At 43.6% G+C, this 19,913-nt stretch carries 14 protein-coding genes; 1 reads left to right on the top strand and 13 read right to left on the bottom strand.

From position 1 onward, the window contains the following. Position 1: 1 nt before the first annotated feature. From ACO6S0_RS01040 to ACO6S0_RS01000, 9 genes are all read right to left on the bottom strand, one after another. Positions 2-841: a GIN domain-containing protein gene (locus ACO6S0_RS01040; protein WP_422350196.1), complete on the bottom strand. Its 840-nt coding sequence runs from the start codon at positions 839-841 to the stop codon at positions 2-4. Between the two features lie 104 nt (positions 842-945). Then, the gene (locus ACO6S0_RS01035) at positions 946-2,763 is read right to left on the bottom strand and encodes a cytochrome c oxidase subunit I (RefSeq protein WP_422350195.1); all 1,818 of its coding nucleotides are present in this window, start codon (positions 2,761-2,763) and stop codon (positions 946-948) included. A 41-nt stretch (positions 2,764-2,804) separates the two neighbouring features. Further along, complete coding sequence (locus tag ACO6S0_RS01030) at positions 2,805-3,863, bottom strand: cytochrome c oxidase subunit II (RefSeq protein ID WP_422350194.1); 1,059 nt, start codon at positions 3,861-3,863, stop codon at positions 2,805-2,807. A gap of 27 nt (positions 3,864-3,890) precedes the next feature. Then, positions 3,891-5,231, bottom strand: coding sequence for a quinol:cytochrome C oxidoreductase (locus tag ACO6S0_RS01025; protein ID WP_422351858.1), 1,341 nt, complete (start codon positions 5,229-5,231; stop codon positions 3,891-3,893). A gap of 15 nt (positions 5,232-5,246) precedes the next feature. After that, entirely contained in the window at positions 5,247-5,816 is a 570-nt protein-coding gene (locus ACO6S0_RS01020) for a c-type cytochrome (RefSeq protein ID WP_422350193.1), read from the bottom strand. A 4-nt stretch (positions 5,817-5,820) separates the two neighbouring features. Continuing rightward, the gene (locus tag ACO6S0_RS01015; protein WP_422350192.1) at positions 5,821-6,348 is read right to left on the bottom strand and encodes a DUF3341 domain-containing protein; all 528 of its coding nucleotides are present in this window, start codon (positions 6,346-6,348) and stop codon (positions 5,821-5,823) included. A 2-nt stretch (positions 6,349-6,350) separates the two neighbouring features. Continuing rightward, positions 6,351-8,075 (bottom strand): NrfD/PsrC family molybdoenzyme membrane anchor subunit, encoded by a 1,725-nt coding sequence (nrfD, locus tag ACO6S0_RS01010; RefSeq protein ID WP_422350191.1) that lies wholly within the window; start codon positions 8,073-8,075, stop codon positions 6,351-6,353. Between the two features lie 33 nt (positions 8,076-8,108). After that, positions 8,109-11,234 (bottom strand): TAT-variant-translocated molybdopterin oxidoreductase, encoded by a 3,126-nt coding sequence (locus tag ACO6S0_RS01005; RefSeq protein ID WP_422350190.1) that lies wholly within the window; start codon positions 11,232-11,234, stop codon positions 8,109-8,111. A gap of 32 nt (positions 11,235-11,266) precedes the next feature. Then, on the bottom strand, positions 11,267-12,607 hold the full coding sequence (locus ACO6S0_RS01000) for a cytochrome c3 family protein (protein WP_422350189.1): 1,341 nt from the start codon (positions 12,605-12,607) through the stop codon (positions 11,267-11,269). Between the two features lie 235 nt (positions 12,608-12,842). On the opposite strand from ACO6S0_RS01000, the gene ACO6S0_RS00995 reads away from it, so the two are divergent. Next, complete coding sequence (locus ACO6S0_RS00995) at positions 12,843-13,214, top strand: SPOR domain-containing protein (protein WP_420402136.1); 372 nt, start codon at positions 12,843-12,845, stop codon at positions 13,212-13,214. Between the two features lie 394 nt (positions 13,215-13,608). On the opposite strand, the gene infB is transcribed toward ACO6S0_RS00995, so the two are convergent. The 4 genes from infB to ACO6S0_RS00975 all read right to left on the bottom strand — a co-directional run bounded on the left by infB (position 13,609) and on the right by ACO6S0_RS00975 (position 19,759). Then, positions 13,609-16,296: a translation initiation factor IF-2 gene (gene infB / locus ACO6S0_RS00990; RefSeq protein WP_422350188.1), complete on the bottom strand. Its 2,688-nt coding sequence runs from the start codon at positions 16,294-16,296 to the stop codon at positions 13,609-13,611. Positions 16,297-16,339: 43 nt separating this feature from the next. Then, positions 16,340-17,572, bottom strand: a complete 1,233-nt coding sequence (gene nusA / locus ACO6S0_RS00985) for a transcription termination factor NusA (protein WP_422350187.1) — start codon at positions 17,570-17,572, stop codon at positions 16,340-16,342. Positions 17,573-17,585: 13 nt separating this feature from the next. Then, positions 17,586-18,047, bottom strand: coding sequence for a ribosome assembly cofactor RimP (gene rimP, locus ACO6S0_RS00980; RefSeq protein WP_422350186.1), 462 nt, complete (start codon positions 18,045-18,047; stop codon positions 17,586-17,588). Between the two features lie 128 nt (positions 18,048-18,175). After that, positions 18,176-19,759: a sulfatase family protein gene (locus ACO6S0_RS00975; RefSeq protein WP_422350185.1), complete on the bottom strand. Its 1,584-nt coding sequence runs from the start codon at positions 19,757-19,759 to the stop codon at positions 18,176-18,178. Positions 19,760-19,913: the final 154 nt, after the last annotated feature.

Here is a 19,913-nt window from a genome sequence, read left to right as displayed (position 1 = left end):
ATTATTGTTCCTCCTTTTTTATAAGTTGTGCGGTATTCAAGAACTCAAGAAGAGTTATGCGGGGATTCCCGTAGAGATAGGTCCTTGTATTATCTATTGCGCTGAGCTCGAGTTCACGATACACATTCAAACGAGCCGTGGCACTGTTTTCCAACTTTGCTTTGACAGCTGCCGCTTCCATTCTTTCAGCCTTTAATCTGGAATTATCCGTTAGATTGGCCTCAATCCTGTCCGAAGTACCTTCCAAGGTCAAAGAGCCATTCTGCTCCAAATCTACCAAGCCCACTTCATTTACGGCATACACATAGGCCTCTGCCCTTTGATTTACGGAAATGTTGAGAGAGTCCACATCCACATTAAAATCACCACGACTGGTTTCTTCCATGCGAATGTCCATAACCGCGGCGCTGGCCTGAAGGTTTAACCTTGTGTTCGCAAAAGCATCCACAAAAAGTTCATCGCTGTTGATGATATCTTCAGAGGTAATACTGCCTTCTTTGACCACAATGGCCTGTAACTCGGTAAATTCTATGGTTATATCCAATTTCTTCTTGGAGGTAACATCATAAAACGAGCTTATGATCAAGGTACCGTCCACAACGTTGAACTTGAGGATATCAATCAAGTTGTCGTCCGCTTCTATTTTATATCCCGGCCCAAATGATTTTTTCAGGACAATATTCAGATCGTCATTGAGCTGTACGGCATTAAACATGGGAAGTTCGCCGTTGACTTCCGTTACAATCCTGCTCCCCTTTATTTTGGGCTTGCGCTGTGCGAATGCAGTCAGATTAAACAGCAGTAAAAGAACTATGGCTAGATTTTTCAAAAGTGTTCGCATTACGGATTATTAAAGATATTACAATTAGCAATAACAATTGCCGTACCAAACCCTGGAAACAAAAAACCCATCCTAATGGGATGGGCCTTGTTTTATCTTTTTCGCTAATGATTCAGCTCTTCTTCATTGTCTTGCAGCGGTATGGTCTGCGGAACAAAATCCTGACCAGCTATAATGTACTCCCCATTTTCATAGGTTTTGCTGTAATCATATGCCCAGCGATGTACATGTGGAATGGCTCCAGGCCAGTTTCCATGGATATGCTCCTGTGGTGCGGTCCACTCCAAAGTAGTAGCCTTCCAAGGATTCAATGATCCCCTCTTTCCATAGAACACACTGTACACGAAATTAAATGCAAACACCAATTGTGCTCCAGCTGTGATAATGGCAAAAACCGTCATCAACACCTGAACATTGGTTAATTCGTCAAACATAGGGAATGCTGTATTCTCATAATATCTTCGTGGTACTCCAGCCATTCCAACAAAGTGCATGGGGAAGAAGATACCGTAAGAACCTATGGCCGTAATCCAGAAATGGACATAGCCCAAATTCTTGTTCATCATTCTTCCTTGGAAGAGTTTTGGGAACCAGTGGTACACCCCAGCGAACAATCCATAAAGTGCCGAGATACCCATTACCAAGTGGAAGTGGGCGACCACGAAATAAGTGTCATGCACATTGATATCCAAGGCACTGTCCCCTAGAATAATACCTGTTAGACCACCAGTAATGAAGGTAGAAACCATACCAATGGAAAAGAGCATGCCCGGATTGAGCTGCAGATTTCCTTTCCAAAGTGTAGTTATCCAGTTAAATGCTTTTACTGCGGATGGAATTGCGATCAACAAAGTTGTAAAGGTAAATACCGAACCAAGGAATGGATTCATCCCTGAAATGAACATGTGGTGCCCCCAAACAATTGTTGACAAAAAGGCAATGGCCAAGATAGATGCAATCATAGCCCTATATCCAAAAATTGGTTTACGGGCATTTACTGCCATCACTTCGGATACAAGACCCATAGCAGGCAGAATTACGATATATACCTCTGGGTGACCCAGGAACCAGAACAAGTGCTCAAACAGTACAGGAGAACCTCCCTGATAATGCAATACCTCACCTTGGATGAAGATATCCGAAAGGAAGAAGGATGTTCCAAAACTTCTGTCCATAATCAGCAACAAAGCTGCTGAAAGAAGTACTGGGAAAGAAATTACCCCAATAACCGCTGTTACAAAGAAAGCCCAAATAGTTAAGGGAAGACGTGTCATGGACATCCCTTTGGTCCTTAGATTCAGTACTGTCACAATATAATTCAAGGATCCCAATAGCGATGATGCAATGAATATGGCCATGGAGACCAACCACAGTGTCATCCCTGCACCTGAACCAGCTTGCGCCATAGGCAGGGCACTCAAGGGAGGATAAATGGTCCATCCAGCTGCTGCAGGACCTGCTTCCACGAAAAGTGAAATCACCATAATCACAGCAGACAAAAAGAACATCCAGAAAGAGAGCATGTTCAAGAAACCGGAAGCCATATCCCTGGCCCCAATCTGCAATGGAATCAAAAGGTTACTAAAGGTACCACTCAAGCCAGCTGTCAACACAAAGAATACCATAATGGTACCGTGCATGGTCACCAAGCCCAAATAAATGTCGGCATCCATTACTCCACCTGGAGCCCATTTGCCCAACAATCCTTCAAAAACGGAAAAAGATTCACCTGGCCAGGCCAATTGCATTCTGAAAAGCAAAGACATGGCAATACCAATAAAGCCCATGATCAACACCCCAGTAATAAGATATTGCTTGGCAATCATCTTATGGTCTTGACTAAAGATGTACTCGGTTATAAAGGTTTCCTTATGATGATGTCCGTGATCTTCGTGTCCGTGTTCGTGTCCAGTAGCTGACATAATCTTCTTTAAATTTTGTTTTTATTTTTTGATGGCCTTTCTTACTCGGCAGAGGCTACAGTTTCCTTAAAAGTAGCTTGTTCTGCAATCCACTTGTTATATTCTTCCTCGGTTTCCACTATGATTTTCATCTGCATGTTGTAGTGGGATTTTCCACAAATCTTGTTACAAAGCAATACATAATCGAATTCCCAAGGGTCGGAGTTGGGTTTGCCTTCGGCAGCCCATTTGGCCCTTAATGCGTTTGTTCTTTTCACCTTGTCCACTACATCCGGGTTGCGTCTCATCTCCTCAGTAGTAATGGTCGGCGTAAAAGAAAACTGTGTGATCATACCCGGCACACAATTCATTTGCGCTCTAAAGTGAGGCATATATGCGGAGTGCAATACATCTTGTGAGCGCATCATAAAATTCACTTTGCGACCTACTGGTAAATGCAATTCCTTAACCAAAATATCGTCAGCTGCATTGGGGTCGGATTCGTCCAATCCCAAAACGTTGGCCCTATCAATATCAATAAGTCTTACACTGGCATCTCCCAATACATTGTCTTCACCACCATAGCGGGCAGTCCAATTAAACTGCTGGGCATACAATTCAACAATTAACGGATCGTCCTCATCATTCACATCCATGATATTGGTCCAAGTGTATAATCCCCAAAGAATCAAACCTGCCAATACGATAACTGGAATAATGGTCCAGATGAACTCTAAACGGTCATTGTCCGCAAAGAAAAGGGCTTTCTTCCCTTTTTCACCTCTGTATTTGTACGCGAAATAGTGCAAAAGAGCCTGGGTAATGGTCTGCACCACAAAAATGATGGCGAAGGAAACCCACATCAATTGGTCGTATCCACCTCCATGCGCTGAAGAAGCTTCCGGTAACAATACCTTGGAGTACTTCGCAAAGCTAAAGATGGTAATACCGTAAATGAAGAATAAAAATGTAAACATTAGATAACCATTGTACTTGTTATCCTTGTCCGTTGCCACTCCAGTTTCTTCCGCTTTAAGTTGGGACAATTCAAAAATCTTGGTCATTTGCCAGATTGCAATTGCCACCAGTACTAAAACAGTCAATGTTAATAATGCAGTCATTGTATATTGCTCTAAGACTTAATCGTATTAATAATGAAATTGTCTACTTTCCTCAACAAATGGATTTCGCTTGGGCTGTAAAGGATGCTTGGTCAAGGTGTTGAACACCCAGAAAACAAACAATCCACCAAAGAACAGTATTCCACCAATTTCAGGAATTCCAAAATGCCATTGATCACCCACTGTTGCAGGCATTACCATGTTGTACACATCCAAATAGTGACCAAACAGCACCACAATACCGGCCATGATCACAAACCAGTTTATTCTCTTGTAATCACTATTCATCAATACCAATAATGGGAATACGAAATTCATGACCAACATGGTAAAGAAAGGTAATTTGTAATCCTGGAATCTTGCTATGTAGTAGGTTACTTCTTCTGGAATGTTCGCATACCAAATCAACATGAACTGCGAGAACCAAAGGTAGGTCCAGAAAATGCTAATGGCGAACATAAACTTGGCCAAATCATGAATATGGCTGTCGTTCACATTTTCCAAATAGCCTTTGGACTTCAAGTAGATGCTTACAATAGCTATTACCGTGATACCGGAAACAAACATACTGGCAAATACGTACCAGCCAAACAGCGTGCTAAACCAGTGCGGATCCAAACTCATGATCCAGTCCCATGACATCATGGACTCAGTAACCAGGTAGAATACCAAGAAACCGGCAGACCATCTAAAATTCTTTACAAAGTTGGTATTGTCATCAGATTCATCCTGAGCCAAGGATAGTTTTCTGGAAATCTCCCTGTAGAAAATCCAACCTCCCAAGAAAATGGCAGCTCTTACCAAAAAGAACGTTGGGTTAAGATATCCTGCTTTGCCCTGCAACAACTTATCATGGGCCACAACATCCGCATCCATCCATACAAACATATGGTTCATGTGCAGTACTGAAAGTACCAAAATCACAAATACGATAATACCACCTGGAACCAGATATGCCGTAATCCCTTCCATTACCCTAAACAATAGTGGCGACCATCCGGCTTGAGCAGCTCTTTGAATGGCATAGAACGCCAAAACCCCAAGGGCAATCATAAAGAAAAAGAATGCGGCTACATATAAGGCAGACCAAGGTCTGTTTTGCAATTGGTGCAACAAATGCTCATCGTGGGATGCATCATGCCCTTCTTCATGTGCAGCTTCCTGTCCGTGACCAGCTGCTTCACCATGTGCATCATCTGCTGCCTCGGCATGACCACCACCATGATCATCATGATGGGCAGATGCCACAATTGCCTTAGCTTCTTCCACAGTGCTTGGGGCAGAGGCAAAACCGATCACTAAAAAAATCAGTCCTACTGCCATGGCTATGAAAGATCCTATTTTAAGTCTGTTTGAAAACGTGTACATAGTATACTTATCCAATTATTTTGTTAGGTCTTCCTTTAACTTCATCACGTACTCGGACACTTGCCACATTTCTTCCTCATTGGCAAGTTGAGCGGCATATGAACCCATGGAGTTCAAACCATAATATATGGTATGATAGGTACTTCCCACGGTAATATTACGGGCCACATCATCATAGCTGGGCACACCCAATATTTTTTCACGCTTTACCAAAGTACCCTGTCCTTTTCCTTTAGGTCCGTGACAAATGGCACAATAGATATCGTACAATTCCTTTCCTTTTGCCAAATTGGCCTGACTTTGAAGTGAATCCAACGGGCTTGGCTCCAATCTGGCCAAATCCTTTCCTTCCAAGGTGTTCTCAAACTTATAGGGCATATAGCCTCTAGAAATCGTATTTTCCGGTGGAAGAAGGGCTTCTGTTCCTTGAGGGAACAAACCATTATCCACTCCTTGATAGGTTTCATACCCAACCGGTTCGTACATGTTTGGCATATACTGGTAGTTTGGGCTATTCTTATCCGCGCACGAAGCCATGGACAGAACCAAAACTAAAACAACACCTATTTTACCTAAATGCTTCATATTATTACGACTCCTTTTCTGTAACTTTTAGTTCCACAGCTCCAGTATCCCACAACAAGGCGGTCAACTCATCTTCGTTATCATGTAGCCCGATTTCCATTAAAAAATGGTCATCAGTTGTTCTTACATCTGGATTTTCAGCTTTCTTAAAAGGCCACATTCTACTTCTAAGGTAAAATGTGATCACCATCAAGTGAGCGGCAAAGAAAACGGTCATCTCAAACATGATGGGAACGAAGGCCGGCATGTTTTCCAAGTAGCTAAAGCTTGGCTTACCACCAATGTCCTGGGGCCAATCTTCTATCATGATATAGTTCATCATGGTAATGGCCACCGCAAGACCCAAACATCCGTACATAAAAGATGTGATTGCAATCCGTGTATCCGCAAGTCCCATGGCCTTGTCCAGACCGTGTACAGGAAAAGGGGTATACACTTCCTCAATATGATGATGTTCCGCCCTCACCTTTTTGACAGCTTGCATCAACACATCGTCATCATTATAAAGTGCTTGTATAACTTTTGAAGCCATAACTACTTTTTATCGTTTAATTTTTTAGCTTGTCCAGCCCAATCATCCCGCTGTGCCCTACCTGGGAACGAGCCTGTGATCGAATCCAGCAAATCATATTCTTTCTCGGTCATTTTACTTACCTGAGCGAAGGTATAAATCCCGATTTGGTTCAAGGTTTCCTCCATTTGAGGTCCAATCCCCTTAACTTTTTTCAAATCGTCTGCCTGATCTGTTTCAGCATCAAAGGTTCCGATAGCTCCCAACAGGGATGCCACTTGCTTCGCATCTGCCTCAGGTTTTGCTTCTGTTGCGGCTGCTTTTTCCACTTTACCTCCTTTTGAAGGTTTTTCATATAGCGGTTTTCCAGCTTCACGAAGATTCTTGAATCGTTCTCCTGAAGATTTCAATATGGATTTCACCTCCGCTTGCGCAATTACAGGGAAGGTTCTGGAATACAACAGGAACAATACAAAGAAGAATCCGATGGTTCCAATAAAGATTCCAACATCCACAAAAGTTGGTGAGAACATTGTCCAAGAAGAGGGCAGGTAATCTCTGTGCAAAGAGGTTACAATGATCACAAAACGCTCAAACCACATTCCTATGTTTACCACAATGGAAATAAAGAATGAGAACATGATACTGGTACGTAATTTCTTGAACCACATGAACTGCGGCGAGAACACGTTACAGGTCATCATAGACCAGTATGCCCACCAGTAAGGCCCTGTAGCCCTATTTAGGAACGCGTACTGTTCGTACTCTACTCCTGAATACCAAGCAATGAACAACTCCGTGATATAGGCACAACCCACAATGGATCCCGTGATCATGATCACAATGTTCATCAGCTCTATGTGCTGAACGGTAATATAGGCCTCCAGGTTACATACCTTACGCATGATGATCAAGAGGGTGTTTACCATGGCGAATCCTGAGAAAATAGCTCCCGCAACAAAGTACGGCGGGAAGATGGTGGTGTGCCATCCAGGAATTACCGAGGTGGCAAAGTCAAAGGATACAATAGTGTGTACCGAAAGTACAAGTGGTGTAGCCAAACCTGCCAATACCAAGGAAACTTCCTCAAATCGTTGCCAATCTTTTGCCCTACCTGTCCAACCGAAGCTTAACAGGCTGTATATTTTCTTTTGGAATGGTTTAATGGCCCTATCCCTGATCATCGCAAAGTCAGGCAACAGACCCGTCCACCAGAACACCAAGGATACCGATAAATAGGTAGAGATTGCAAATACGTCCCAAAGCAAAGGTGAATTAAAGTTTACCCACAACGAACCAAATTGGTTTGGAATAGGCAATACCCAATAGGCCAACCATGGACGTCCCATGTGAATAATTGGGAACAAACCGGCCTGGATAACAGAGAATATGGTCATTGCTTCTGCAGAACGGTTGATCGCCATTCTCCATTTCTGTCTAAACAACAGCAATACCGCAGAAATCAAGGTTCCTGCGTGACCAATACCTACCCACCAAACGAAGTTTGTAATATCCCAGGCCCAGTTTACGGTCTTGTTCAGACCCCAAACCCCGATACCTGTGGAAATGGTGTAAATAATACATCCTATACCCCAAAGTAATGCAACCAAGGCAATGGAAAATACAATCCACCACTGCTTATTGGCCTTTCCCTCTACTGGAGCGGCAATATCCACGGTAACATCATGGTATCCTTTATCTCCAAGTACTAAGGGCTTTCGAATAGGTGCTTCGTAATGCGACGCCATAATTTATCTTCTAGTTACTTCTTTATTAATTGATTAAGCCTCGTTGGTATTTCTTACCTTAACATGATAGAACACGTTGGGTTTGGTTCCCACATGCTCCAACAAGTGGTACATTCTATCATCCTCCTTCAATTCGGCAATCTTGCTGTGCTCATCGTTAATGTCCCCAAACACCATGGCTCCGCTGCTACAAGCAGCTGAACAAGCCGTTTGGAATTCCCCATCCTTAATCTCACGACCATCCCTTTTGGCATCCAAAATGGTTTTTTGGGTCATTTGGATACACATGGAACATTTTTCCATAACTCCTCTGGAACGTACATTTACATCCGGGTTAATGACCATCTTCCCAAGGTCGTTGTTCATATTGAAATCAAACTCGTCATTGTCATAGTACAAGAACCAGTTGAATCGCCGAACTTTATAAGGACAGTTGTTGGCACAATATCTCGTACCTACACAACGGTTATAAGCCATTTGGTTTTGCCCTTGTCTACCGTGCGAGGTAGCAGCTACTGGACAAACGGTTTCACAAGGTGCATGGTTACAGTGCTGGCACATTACAGGCTGGAATGCAACCTGAGGATTTGCAGAGGCATCTTCCATCTGTCCTAATCCACCCAAGGTTCCTTGATCGCCAAACAAGCCTTCTAGACCCTCTTTCTTTTCATTGTCCTGCTCAAAGGTCTCTTCTGAAGAATAATATCTATCTATACGCAACCAGTGCATATCCCTGGAACGTCTTATCTCTTCTTTACCCACGACAGGAACATTGTTCTCTGCATGACAGGCAATAACACATGCCCCACAACCTGTACAAGCGTTCAGGTCGATGGATAGGTTAAAGTGATGTCCGATGGAACGATCAAACTCTTCCCACAAATCAGCATCCGGAGAAGTAACCGGAATTTCCTGGTGGTTCAAGCTTACGTGCGGCATTGGGTTCCACTCGTGATGGTCTTTGGTATTGAAAATCTCCAAGGTAGTTTCCTTGATGATATCTCCCCTTCCCATAAGGGTTTTATGCAACTGAACACAGGCAAACTCGTGGTCACCGGAAGCTTTTTCCAAGCTCACGGACTGAACATCGGAGAAGTTCTTGTACAACGCATAGGCATTTACTCCAGTGGCCATTTCAGCTTTCATTCCAGCTTCACGACCATACCCAAAGGAAAGTCCCACGGTACCTGGCGCCTGTCCTGGCTGAATGATCACAGGAACATTATTTAATGTTGTACCATCTACAGTAAGGTTTACATAACTACCGTTCAATCCACCATCGGCCACATTGTAGTTTTCAAGACCCAGATTTTCAGCATCAGCTTTGGATACCGTTACATAGTTGTCCCAAGAAACTCGGGAAACAGGGTCCGGGAATTCTTGCAACCATGGGTTGTTGGCCTGCTTACCATCCCCCATTCCTACTTTGGAGTACAACACTAGTTCCGTTCCAGAACTGGTACTGTTTACCAAAGAATTTACTGCCGCAGATATTGGAGCAATGCTTTCCGCCTCATCTCCATCCGTACTTTCGGCAACACTTTCAACAGCAGCCTCTTCTTCTTCAACCGCAGCAGGAACAAAAACACCATCTTGAAGTGCCTGATTCCAATCCCCACCTTGCAATAGTGAAGTATTCCAATTTTCTTTTATGTATTCGTAGTAGGTCTGATTCTTGCCCAACCAGTTCAACAAAGAAGTTTGGAACTGACGTGTATCAAAAAGTTCACGAATAGCGGGTTGGGTCAAGCTGTATTGTCCTTTTTTAAATTCGGCATCACCCCAAGACTCCAAGTAATGGGAAGCAGCTGCCACGAATTGGGAGGACTGTGCGGTTTCATCATTATTGAATGAAAAACTAACCGAAACATCCACTTTTCCAAGACCCTCAATGAACTCTGCAGCGTTCGGCAAAGAATAGGCTGGGTTTACCCCGTCCATAATCAAAATCCCTACACGACCGGCATTCATATCGGTAATCAACTTGTTTACTTTGGCCGAATCCCCTTGACGAACATATCTTGGATTTTCTGCATCAAAAGCTTCACTGGCCAACAATTTATTGATGGCCAACACCACAGTTTGTGCATGAATATCATTCAATCCCGTTACCACCACAGCCTTGCTTCCAGCTTTTTTGATTTGCGCAGCAACACTGTCCACAGCGGCATCCACATCCGAAGTACCTCCACCCAAGTTGCTACCGTTTAGCTTGCTATACAGTTTGGCCAACGCTATTTTCTGTTGGGTCGGTGTCATTGGATAACGCTTGTCCGCATTGGCACCAGTCAAGGACATATTGGCCTCCAACTGCACATGCTTGGACATTTTACCGTGATTTGGCACACGACCTTTGGCGTATCCACTATCGTATCCACCACCTTGCCAATCTCCCAAAAAGTCAGCACCGAAAGAAACAATCAGGTCTGCCTTTTCAAAATTGTAATCTGCCAAGGCACGCTCTCCGTAAGCCGCGTTGAATGCATTTAAGGCAGCATCCTCAGAAATGGCATCATAAACCACATGATTTACATTGTCACCATACTCCGCCTTGAACTCGGCAATTAATTTATCTGTGGATGGACTTGCATAGGTTTGGGTCAACAAAACAATTTGCCTGTTGGAACCCTTAAGGTTACCCAGTTTAGCCTTTACATTGGCATCCAATATCTTCCAATCTATAGGCTCTCCACCTTGGGATGGCCCTTGAACTCTCTTGCTATCATATAAGGATAGAACAGAAGCCTGCACTCTGGCATTGGCACTTCCATTTATCTTGGCATCTGTATTGTTCTCAATCTTGATGGGTCTCCCTTCACGGGTTTTCACCAAAATACTGGCAAAATCAAATCCATCCGCAATGGTGGTCGCGTAGTAGTTGGCAACACCAGGAACGATATTGTCCGGCTGCACCACATAAGGAATGGATTTATGCACAGGTCCCTCACAGGCTGCAACGGTAGCTGCCGCCGTGCTGAAACCAACATATTTCAAGAAGTCCCTTCTGTTGGTAGTTGTGGCCGACAGATTTTCTTTGTCGCCCAAAAACTCATCCACAGGGATTTGTTCCATGAATTCGTTTTGTCTTAGCGTCTCAACAATGGAATCGTTCGGATTTAGCTCCGCTTCGCTCTTCCAATATTTTTTGTTTGATGCCATACGATATATCTGAGATTATCTTCTTTTAATTCTTAATAGTGACACTTACCACATTCCATACCACCCATCATTGCAGCGGTCAATTCCTCAACGCCGTACTTTTTGGAAAGCTCAGCATGGATGGCAGCATAATATTCGTTACCCTCCATTTTTACGTTGGTTTCCCTGTGACAGTTAACACACCACCCCATAGTCAATGGCGCATACTGCTCCATTATTTCCATTTCCTCTACCGGACCGTGGCAGGTCTGACACTCAATACCTGCAACGGAAACGTGCTGGGAGTGATTGAAATAGGCAAAGTCAGGAAGGTTGTGAATTCTAACCCATTCCACTGGCTGACTTTCCCCAGTATATCTTTGCTCTTCCTCATCCCATCCTACGGCCTTGTATAATTTCTTGATTTCGCCAGTGTAGAACTCATTGGTATAACCGTTTGCCAAATCCTCTGCACTAGGTCCTTCTGGATTGCCTTTGTACTCATAAATGGATTTGTGACAGTTCATACATACATTTAAGGAAGGAATTCCCGAAGTTTTGGAAACCCTAGCTGATGAATGACAATACTTACATTCGATTTTATTGTCTCCCGCGTGAATTTTATGGGAATAGTGAATAGGTTGAACAGGAGCATATCCTTGGTCAACACCAACCTGCATCATCCATCCATAGGCAAAATACCCACTGGCCAACAACAAGAAAATAGCACTGACCAAAACCAAGAACTGGTTTTTCACGAAGGCTTTCCAGATAGGAAGTCCTTTTTCGGCTTTGTCTTTTTCCAAATCAACCCCATTGGCCTCTGCGATTCTTCTCAAGGTATTGTTTACCAAGATCAACATAACCACCAATAGACCAAAGACTAGAGCCAACGCCCCAAGAATCATTTCATTGGAAATACCTCCTTCAGATTCCCCGGTTCCAGTTGCCGCAGCAGTAGCCGCTGGTACTGCAGGAGCAGGCGGGGGAGCTGCGGTATAGGCCAAAATATCATCAATATCTTGATTGGACAGCGTAGGGAAGGCGGTCATCGCCGCCTGATTGTACTCCGCATAAATCTTATTGGCGTATGCATCTCCGGACTTAATCATTCCCGGACTGTTCTTAATCCATGTGTAAAGCCACTCCTTGTCCAAACCTTCATCTTCGGACAGCCTACTTTCCACGTTGGCCAAGGCAGGCCCGGTCATTTTACGATCCAAGGCATGACAGGCTGCACAATTCTGATTGAACAGCTGCTTTCCCTTTACGGGATCACCTCCCGCTGCAACATCAGCAGAAGCTTCCTCTTGCGCATAAAATGAAACGGAAAAAAGTAGGAGAGAGAAACCTAAAACTTTTGAAAATAGATGGCGGTATAAAACCTTTTTCATACTAACAGAATTTCTATCGAAATCTTTGGCACGATTATTCCAATTGATACTGAGAACAATAGCATTTGGGTGGCCTAAAATCGCAGACAAAAGTACGGAATAAGGTCATTTTTCAAAATGTTAAGGGATCTATAATTTCTAATTTATAACTATTCTAAATAAGTTGAAAGTAGATGGAATAATCCCTAAAAAATTACATTTGTACAAGGACGAATCCGATAAGCTTGAAAATAACATGAAAACTTATGCTTTAGCACTGATTTTGATTGGTTTGACTTACAACCTATCTGCTCAAGAAGGACAGGTTGTGATTGATCAGGATCCAAGGATTGACGAATTGATGAAACTTTACGCCCAAGTAAATTCCAAAGCCGATTATTATCAAATCCAAGTGGGCTTTGGAAGCTATCAAAAGGCACAAAACCTAAAGTCAAAAATAGATATTGATTTTCCCGGGTGGTACTCCAAAATTGAGTTTGAATCCCCAACCTATCGTGTTCGTTTGGGAAAGTTTAAAACCAAATTGGAAGCCGAGCGTAAATATCTTGAAGTTCGGAAAAAGTACCCGGATGCGATGCTGCTAAAACCGGAGAGCAATTCTAGGTAAGCTCAAGTTCAAGACTCAAGACCCAAGACCCAAGATTCAAGATGTAAGACTCAAGACTCGCGCTAAGGTCATAAAATTCCAAATTACAGGCACCAAATTCCAACTCGGTGGGCAGATTAGGTAAGTTCAAGCTCAAAATTCAAGTTCAAGTTCAAAACTCAGGAACCAAGACTAAAGACTCAAGACTTAAAGATTCCAAGTTCTAAATTTCCAGTACCAAGCTCCAAATTCCAAATCCCAACTTACTATAATCAATTTTTTATTTTCAATTTTCAATTCCTTCAACTCACCAAGCACCCAGCACCCAGCACCCAGCACCCAGCACCCAGCACCCAGCACCTAACATTAAAGCAAAAAAAATCCCGCCGAAGCGGGAGTGTGATTATTTTCGAAATTACAGTTTCTTCTTTACTGCGACTTCTTGGAAGGCCTCTACGATATCCCCTTCCTTAATATCGTTGTAGTTTTTAATCTGAAGACCGCAATCGTATCCTTTGGACACTTCCTTAACATCATCCTTGAATCGTTTCAATGACGCCAGCTCACCTGTAAAGATGACTACCCCATCCCTGATCAAACGAATTTGGGAATTTCTAAAGACCTTACCTGTGGTCACCATACAACCTGCAATGGTCCCAATCTTGGAAATCTTGAAGGTCTCCCTGATTTCTGCATTTCCGGTAATCTCCTCCTTCATTTCTGGAGACAACATCCCTTCCATGGCATCCTTCAAATCGTTGATGGCGTCGTAGATAATGGAGTACATTCTGATATCGATTTCCTCCTTATCGGCCACCGCACGGGCATTGCCCATTGGTCTAACGTTAAACCCGATAATGATGGCGTCTGAAGCACTCGCCAACAACACATCAGATTCCGTAATGGCTCCTACACCCTTATGGATAATATTCACCTGAATCTCATCCGTAGATAACTTCTGGAAGGAGTCCGTCAAGGCTTCCACCGAACCATCCACATCCCCCTTGAGAATAATGTTCAATTCCTGGAAATCCCCAAGGGCAATTCGTCTTCCAATCTCATCCAAGGTAATATGTCGCTGCGTCCTAACGGATTGCTCGCGTTGTAATTGGGAACGCTTGGTCGCAATTTGCTTCGCTTCACGTTCATCCTGCAATACATTGAATTTATCTCCTGCCTGGGGCGCTCCATCCAATCCCAAAATGGAAATAGGCGTTGCCGGCCCGGCTTTTTTGATATTCTTCCCTCGTTCATCCTGCATGGCCTTTACTTTACCACTACAGGTTCCTGCCAAAACATAATCTCCAATTTCCAAGGTTCCTGCCTGCACCAAAATGGTGGACACATAACCTCGACCTTTATCCAAGAAGGCTTCAACCACAGTTCCAGAGGCCAATTTTTCAGGGTTGGCCTTAAGTTCAAGCAATTCTGCCTCCAACAATACCTTCTCCAACAACTCATTTACCCCCTGACCTGTTTTGGCCGAAATATCATGGGATTGGATCTTACCTCCCCAATCTTCCACCAAAAGGTTCATGGCTGCAAGTCCTTCTTTAATTTTATCTGGATTGGCCGTAGGCCTATCAATCTTATTTATAGCAAAAACAATAGGTACATTGGCCGCCTGGGCGTGACTTATCGCTTCTTTGGTTTGCGGCATAATATCGTCATCCGCAGCAACTACAATAATAGCAATATCCGTTACCTGGGCACCCCTAGCACGCATGGCCGTAAAGGCTTCGTGACCTGGAGTATCCAAGAAGGTTATCTTTTGCCCCCCTTCCAAGGTTACACCATAAGCACCAATGTGCTGGGTAATTCCACCACTTTCACCTGCAATTACATTTTCTTCCCTGATGTAATCCAGCAAGGAGGTTTTACCGTGGTCCACGTGACCCATTACGGTAACGATCGGTGCTCTTGGATGCAAGTCCTCTGGAGCATCCACCTCCTCTTCAATGGCTTCTTCAATTTCTGCTGTGACAAACTCCACTTCAAAGCCGAATTCCTCAGCAACAATGGAAAGCGTTTCCGCATCCAAACGTTGGTTCATGGTCACCATGATCCCCAAGGACATACAGGCAGATATAATTTGGGTTGTGGACACATTCATCATCGTAGCAACTTCATTCACCGTAACAAATTCTGTTACCTTAAGAATCTTGCTTTCCAGTTCTTGTTGTTCCAGATCTTTCTCTGTCTGCTGACGATGCTGATCTCTTTTCTCCCTTCTATACTTTGCCCCTTTTCCTTTACTGGATTTGCCTTGAAGTTTTTCAAGGGTCTCCCGTACCTGCTTTTGTACTTCTTCTTCCGTTGGCTCAACTTTAGGAACCGACGAACGTTGCCCCCTTCTTCCAGGACCGTTGTTACCTCTTTGGTTTGGACGACCGTTCCCAGATTGCGGGTTGTTCTTGCTTATTATTCGCTTACGCCTTTTCTTTCTGTCTGCGCTTGAATCAGCAGCATCTCCAGTTTTGGCCTTGGTCTCCTCTTTCTTTTTCTTAGGCTTGTTGAATTGGGACAAGTCAATTTTATCCCCAGTAATCTTGGGACCGGATAGCTTTTTGTATTGGGTTTGAATGGCCTCTGGCTCCTTGGGTTGTTCGGCCTCCACTTTTTTGGCCTCCACCGGTTTGGCTGCTTTTTCAACCTTGGGCTCGGCAGGTTTTTTCTCCACTTCAACCTTGGGCTGTTCTTCAACAACAGGCTTCTCCTCTTCTTTGGGTGCCTCGGGCTTATGGTCCAAATCAATCTTCCCAACAGTTTTAGGTCCCGAAAGTTCCGCTTTGGCCTTAATGACCTGGTCGGCGTTTCTTCGTTCCCTGGCAAGCCTTCTTTCTTCCTGCTCCTGCTCCATTTGGATTCTGAGCGCTTCCTTCTCCTTCCTTTTCTCCTCACCTACTTCTTTGGAAGCAACTTTTTTGCTCTTATCCGTTTGGAATTCATCCAACAGCACTTGATACACCTCATCTGTAATCTTGGTAGTAGGACGTGCTTCAACCTCGTGTCCTGCGGACGCAAGATATTCCACGGCCCTATCCAGTGAAATGTTCAACTCCCTGAGAACTTTATTAAGCCTTATTGTTGGGTTTCCTGCCATAAATTGTTTTTCCTAGCCCTTAAATTTGCTGCTAATATATAGTTTAATCTTCAAATTCCTCCTTAAGAATTCGTACCACTTCAACAACCGTTTCCTCTTCCAAATCTGTACGTTTGATCAAATCGGCTACGTCTTGTTCCAAAACGCTTCGGGCTGTGTCCAATCCAATTTTCTTGAACTCCTCGATCACCCAACCTTCGATTTCATCTGAGAATTCGGTCAACTCCACATCTTCTTCTACACCTTCCCGGAACACATCAATCTCATAACCAGTCAATTGACCAGCCAAACGAATATTGTGCCCTCCTCTACCGATTGCCTTGGAAACTTCCTCAGGCTTCAAATAAACCTGGGCCGTTTTCTTCTCGTCGTTCAACTTAACGGATGAAACCCTGGCTGGACTCAACGCCCTTGTCACCATCAATTGGGAGTTGTTGGTCCAGTTAATCACATCAATATTTTCATTGCCCAATTCACGGACAATTCCATGGATTCTTGAACCTTTCATCCCCACACAAGCCCCAACAGGGTCAATTCTATCATCATAAGAGTCCACGGCAACCTTAGCTTTTTCTCCAGGAATACGCACCGCTTTTTTAATGGTAATCAAGCCGTCAAATACCTCTGGTATCTCTTGGAAGAACAATTGCTCCAAGAATACGGGGGAAGTTCTGGACATGATAATGGCGGGCTTGTTCCCTTTGAGTTCCACACTTTCAATCACTCCTCTTACATTATCTCCTTTTCGGAAGAAATCCGAAGGGATTTGCTTTTCCTTGGGCAGAATGATCTCATTGCCCTCATCATCCAACAAGATGATGGCTTTATGGCGAATGTGGTGCACCTCTGCGGTGTAAATTTCACCTTCCAAGTCTTTAAACTGCTTGTAGATGGTGGTATTATCGTGCTCGTGAATCTTGGAAATCAGGTTTTGGCGCAAGGCCAAGATGGCTCTTCTTCCCAAATCCATTAGCTTCACTTCTTCGGAAACATCTTCACCCACCTCAAAATCGGGCTCAATTTTTCTCGCTTCGGAAAGCGATATTTCCTCATTGGGTTCTTCCACTTCTCCGTCTTCCACAACTATACGGTTTCTCCAAATCTCCAAATCCCCTTTATCAGGGTTGATAATGATATCGAAGTTCTCGTCAGAACCAAATTTCTTCTTCAGGGCATTTCGGAAAACATCTTCCAAAATTGCCATAAGGGTTACCCTATCTATAAACTTATCGTCCTTAAACTCCGAAAAGGATTCGATGAGCGCTAGGTTTTCCATTTTTGAATTACGATTAAAATTTTAAAATAACTTTTGCTTGATGGATATCAGAAAAGGCAATCACCTCTTTTTTCTGAACCGTAACTTTTCCCTTACCCACGGGTTTGGGCTCTCTCGCCTTCCACTCCAGGGTAATATGATCATCATTGGCCTGGGTAAGCGTACCTTCCCATTCGTTGTCGCTGGTCCTGACCTTTAATTTTCTTCCCACATTTTTTCTGAACTGACGCGGTAATTGAAGTGGGGAAGTGGCTCCTGCAGAGGTTACCTCCAAAGAAAAATCCTCCTCTTCCCGATCCAGATTGTGCTCTATGGCCCTGCTAACGTCCATACAATCCTGAAGATTGACACCCTGGTCACCATCCAACACCACGCGGATTGTACTGTCACTTCCTATCGTGAAATCTATCAAAAACAAGGAAGGTCGTTCCTCCAAAGCCTTGTCCAGTAGCTGTTCCACTTTTTCCCTCAACATAAAATCAAGTAATAAAAGAGGGGACTCGAAGTCCCCTCATGAATACATTTATATCCGTTCAGTGGTGCAAAGATACAATAATTTAAGAGTCTGCAAAATTGTGGGCAACAGCCTACTGGGCAATTCCATTAGTTGGCCTCATCCATCCACCATAATTGGTCCCAATTCTTGTCCTCCCCATCATTTTGCTGTGCCAAACCGGGAGTACTCCTACCCTCCTGAATATATTTGGTCAATAAGGTTTTTAGTTCCTCCACTTTTTCAGGATTTGAAGCTTGTAAATTCTTGGCTTCTGCTGGGTCATTCTTAAGATTGTATAACTGAATTTTGGGCAAGTCCTCCAAAGCTTCCTTGTTGTTAGGTGTTGGAAAACTCCATCCCCCGGAACCTGGACACATAATCAATTTCCAATCTCCTTTTCGGATGGCAAAGCTTCCATTAATGGAATGATGTACCGTGGCCTCCCTAAAATCCCCTTCAATTGTTTGTTGTGTTAAAAGAGGTAGTATGTTATAGCTGTCCTCCCCTTCGTTATCCTTTAATTGATATCCTGCTATGGCGGCCGAAGTCGCCATAAAGTCGGTAGTACAAATAGTCTGATCCATTACCGAGCCCTTTTGCACTTTAGCGGGCCATTTTACGATATAGGGCACTCTATGTCCGCCCTCAAAAATATCGGCTTTGTGCCCTCGATACACATAACTTGGATAATGTCCTTTTTCGGTCATCTCATCAATTTTTGCTGCTGGCGAACACCCATTATCACTCGTAAACACGATTAAGGTGTTTTCTTCCACACCCGCTTCCTTGATTGCCGCATTCAATTGCCCCATATAATCATCTACCATCATCATAAAATCGCCATACGGATTAAGTCCACTTTTCCCCTGCCATTCTTCCGTGGGAAGGATAGGTGTATGCGGTGAGGGTAGTGCCAAATATAAAAAGAAGGGCTTTTCCTTGTTGGCTTGTTCTTTTACATATTTAATGCCTCTACGGAAAAAGTTTGGGGTGACATCCTCATGGATAAAATCTTTGGAAGTGGGCCCTTTTCTCCACCAAGAATACTTCCCGGTGTTTACCGTACTGGAATCCGGTACCTGGGTGGCCATTCCATTTTCCACATAAACATAGGGTGCCATATCCAAGGAGCCGCTATGCCCATAGGCATAGTCAAATCCAAGGTCATTGGGGGTGTTTGTAACAGGCTTGGTGTAATCAATATTGACAAAGGTAGTGTCTTGCCAACCCGTGGTGGGTTCCTGATTTGGATCCTTTAAAGCCCAATCCCATCCCAAATGCCATTTGCCAATAAAGGCGGTGTTGTAGCCACTCTGCTTTAAGACAGCGGCCACGGTTGTTCTTGTATTTGGAATCAATGCCTTGGAGGCTCCAATAAGTACGCCTTGTTTTAGTTCGCTTCGCCAATTGTATCTCCCCGTAAGAATTCCATATCGGGTTGGAGTACAAACGGCAGACGAGGTATGTGCATCCGTAAATCGCATTCCTTCTTGGGCCAGCATGTCCAAATGTGGAGTTTTGATTTTGCTGTTTTCATTGAAAGCGGTAATATCCCCGTAGCCTAAATCATCGGCCAAAACGAAAATAATGTTTGGTTTTTGCTCTGGTTTTTTGGGTTCCGTTTTTTCGACACAACTAATAGTGATTACCAGTAAAACAAGGCATAAAAGGAGGTTTGGTTGATTCTTCATTTCCCTAGGTTGGTTTAAGGGATGAATGTACCTAAAATAGGTCAAACAAAAAATCCCAATTTCCTTAGAAATCGGGATTTCGCTTCATTTTCTATCGGCCATCCAACCTTGACTCCGAGGAATATAAAACATAACAAAAGCGCAGTTAAAAAAC

The sequence above is a fragment of the Flagellimonas sp. genome (assembly GCF_965233845.1).
Taxonomy (GTDB): Bacteria; Bacteroidota; Bacteroidia; order Flavobacteriales; family Flavobacteriaceae; genus Flagellimonas.
This window is presented reverse-complemented; position numbering and strand designations above follow the sequence as displayed.

Coding starts and splice junctions, on each gene's coding strand:
- ACO6S0_RS01040 (WP_422350196.1), bottom strand. CDS start 841: ATGCGAACACTTTTGAAAAATCTAGCCATAGTTCTTTTACTGCTGTTT.
- ACO6S0_RS01035 (WP_422350195.1), bottom strand. CDS start 2,763: ATGTCAGCTACTGGACACGAACACGGACACGAAGATCACGGACATCAT.
- ACO6S0_RS01030 (WP_422350194.1), bottom strand. CDS start 3,863: ATGACTGCATTATTAACATTGACTGTTTTAGTACTGGTGGCAATTGCA.
- ACO6S0_RS01025 (WP_422351858.1), bottom strand. CDS start 5,231: ATGTACACGTTTTCAAACAGACTTAAAATAGGATCTTTCATAGCCATG.
- ACO6S0_RS01020 (WP_422350193.1), bottom strand. CDS start 5,816: ATGAAGCATTTAGGTAAAATAGGTGTTGTTTTAGTTTTGGTTCTGTCC.
- ACO6S0_RS01015 (WP_422350192.1), bottom strand. CDS start 6,348: ATGGCTTCAAAAGTTATACAAGCACTTTATAATGATGACGATGTGTTG.
- nrfD (WP_422350191.1), bottom strand. CDS start 8,075: ATGGCGTCGCATTACGAAGCACCTATTCGAAAGCCCTTAGTACTTGGA.
- ACO6S0_RS01005 (WP_422350190.1), bottom strand. CDS start 11,234: ATGGCATCAAACAAAAAATATTGGAAGAGCGAAGCGGAGCTAAATCCG.
- ACO6S0_RS01000 (WP_422350189.1), bottom strand. CDS start 12,607: ATGAAAAAGGTTTTATACCGCCATCTATTTTCAAAAGTTTTAGGTTTC.
- ACO6S0_RS00995 (WP_420402136.1), top strand. CDS start 12,843: ATGAAAACTTATGCTTTAGCACTGATTTTGATTGGTTTGACTTACAAC.
- infB (WP_422350188.1), bottom strand. CDS start 16,296: ATGGCAGGAAACCCAACAATAAGGCTTAATAAAGTTCTCAGGGAGTTG.
- nusA (WP_422350187.1), bottom strand. CDS start 17,572: ATGGAAAACCTAGCGCTCATCGAATCCTTTTCGGAGTTTAAGGACGAT.
- rimP (WP_422350186.1), bottom strand. CDS start 18,047: ATGTTGAGGGAAAAAGTGGAACAGCTACTGGACAAGGCTTTGGAGGAA.
- ACO6S0_RS00975 (WP_422350185.1), bottom strand. CDS start 19,759: ATGAAGAATCAACCAAACCTCCTTTTATGCCTTGTTTTACTGGTAATC.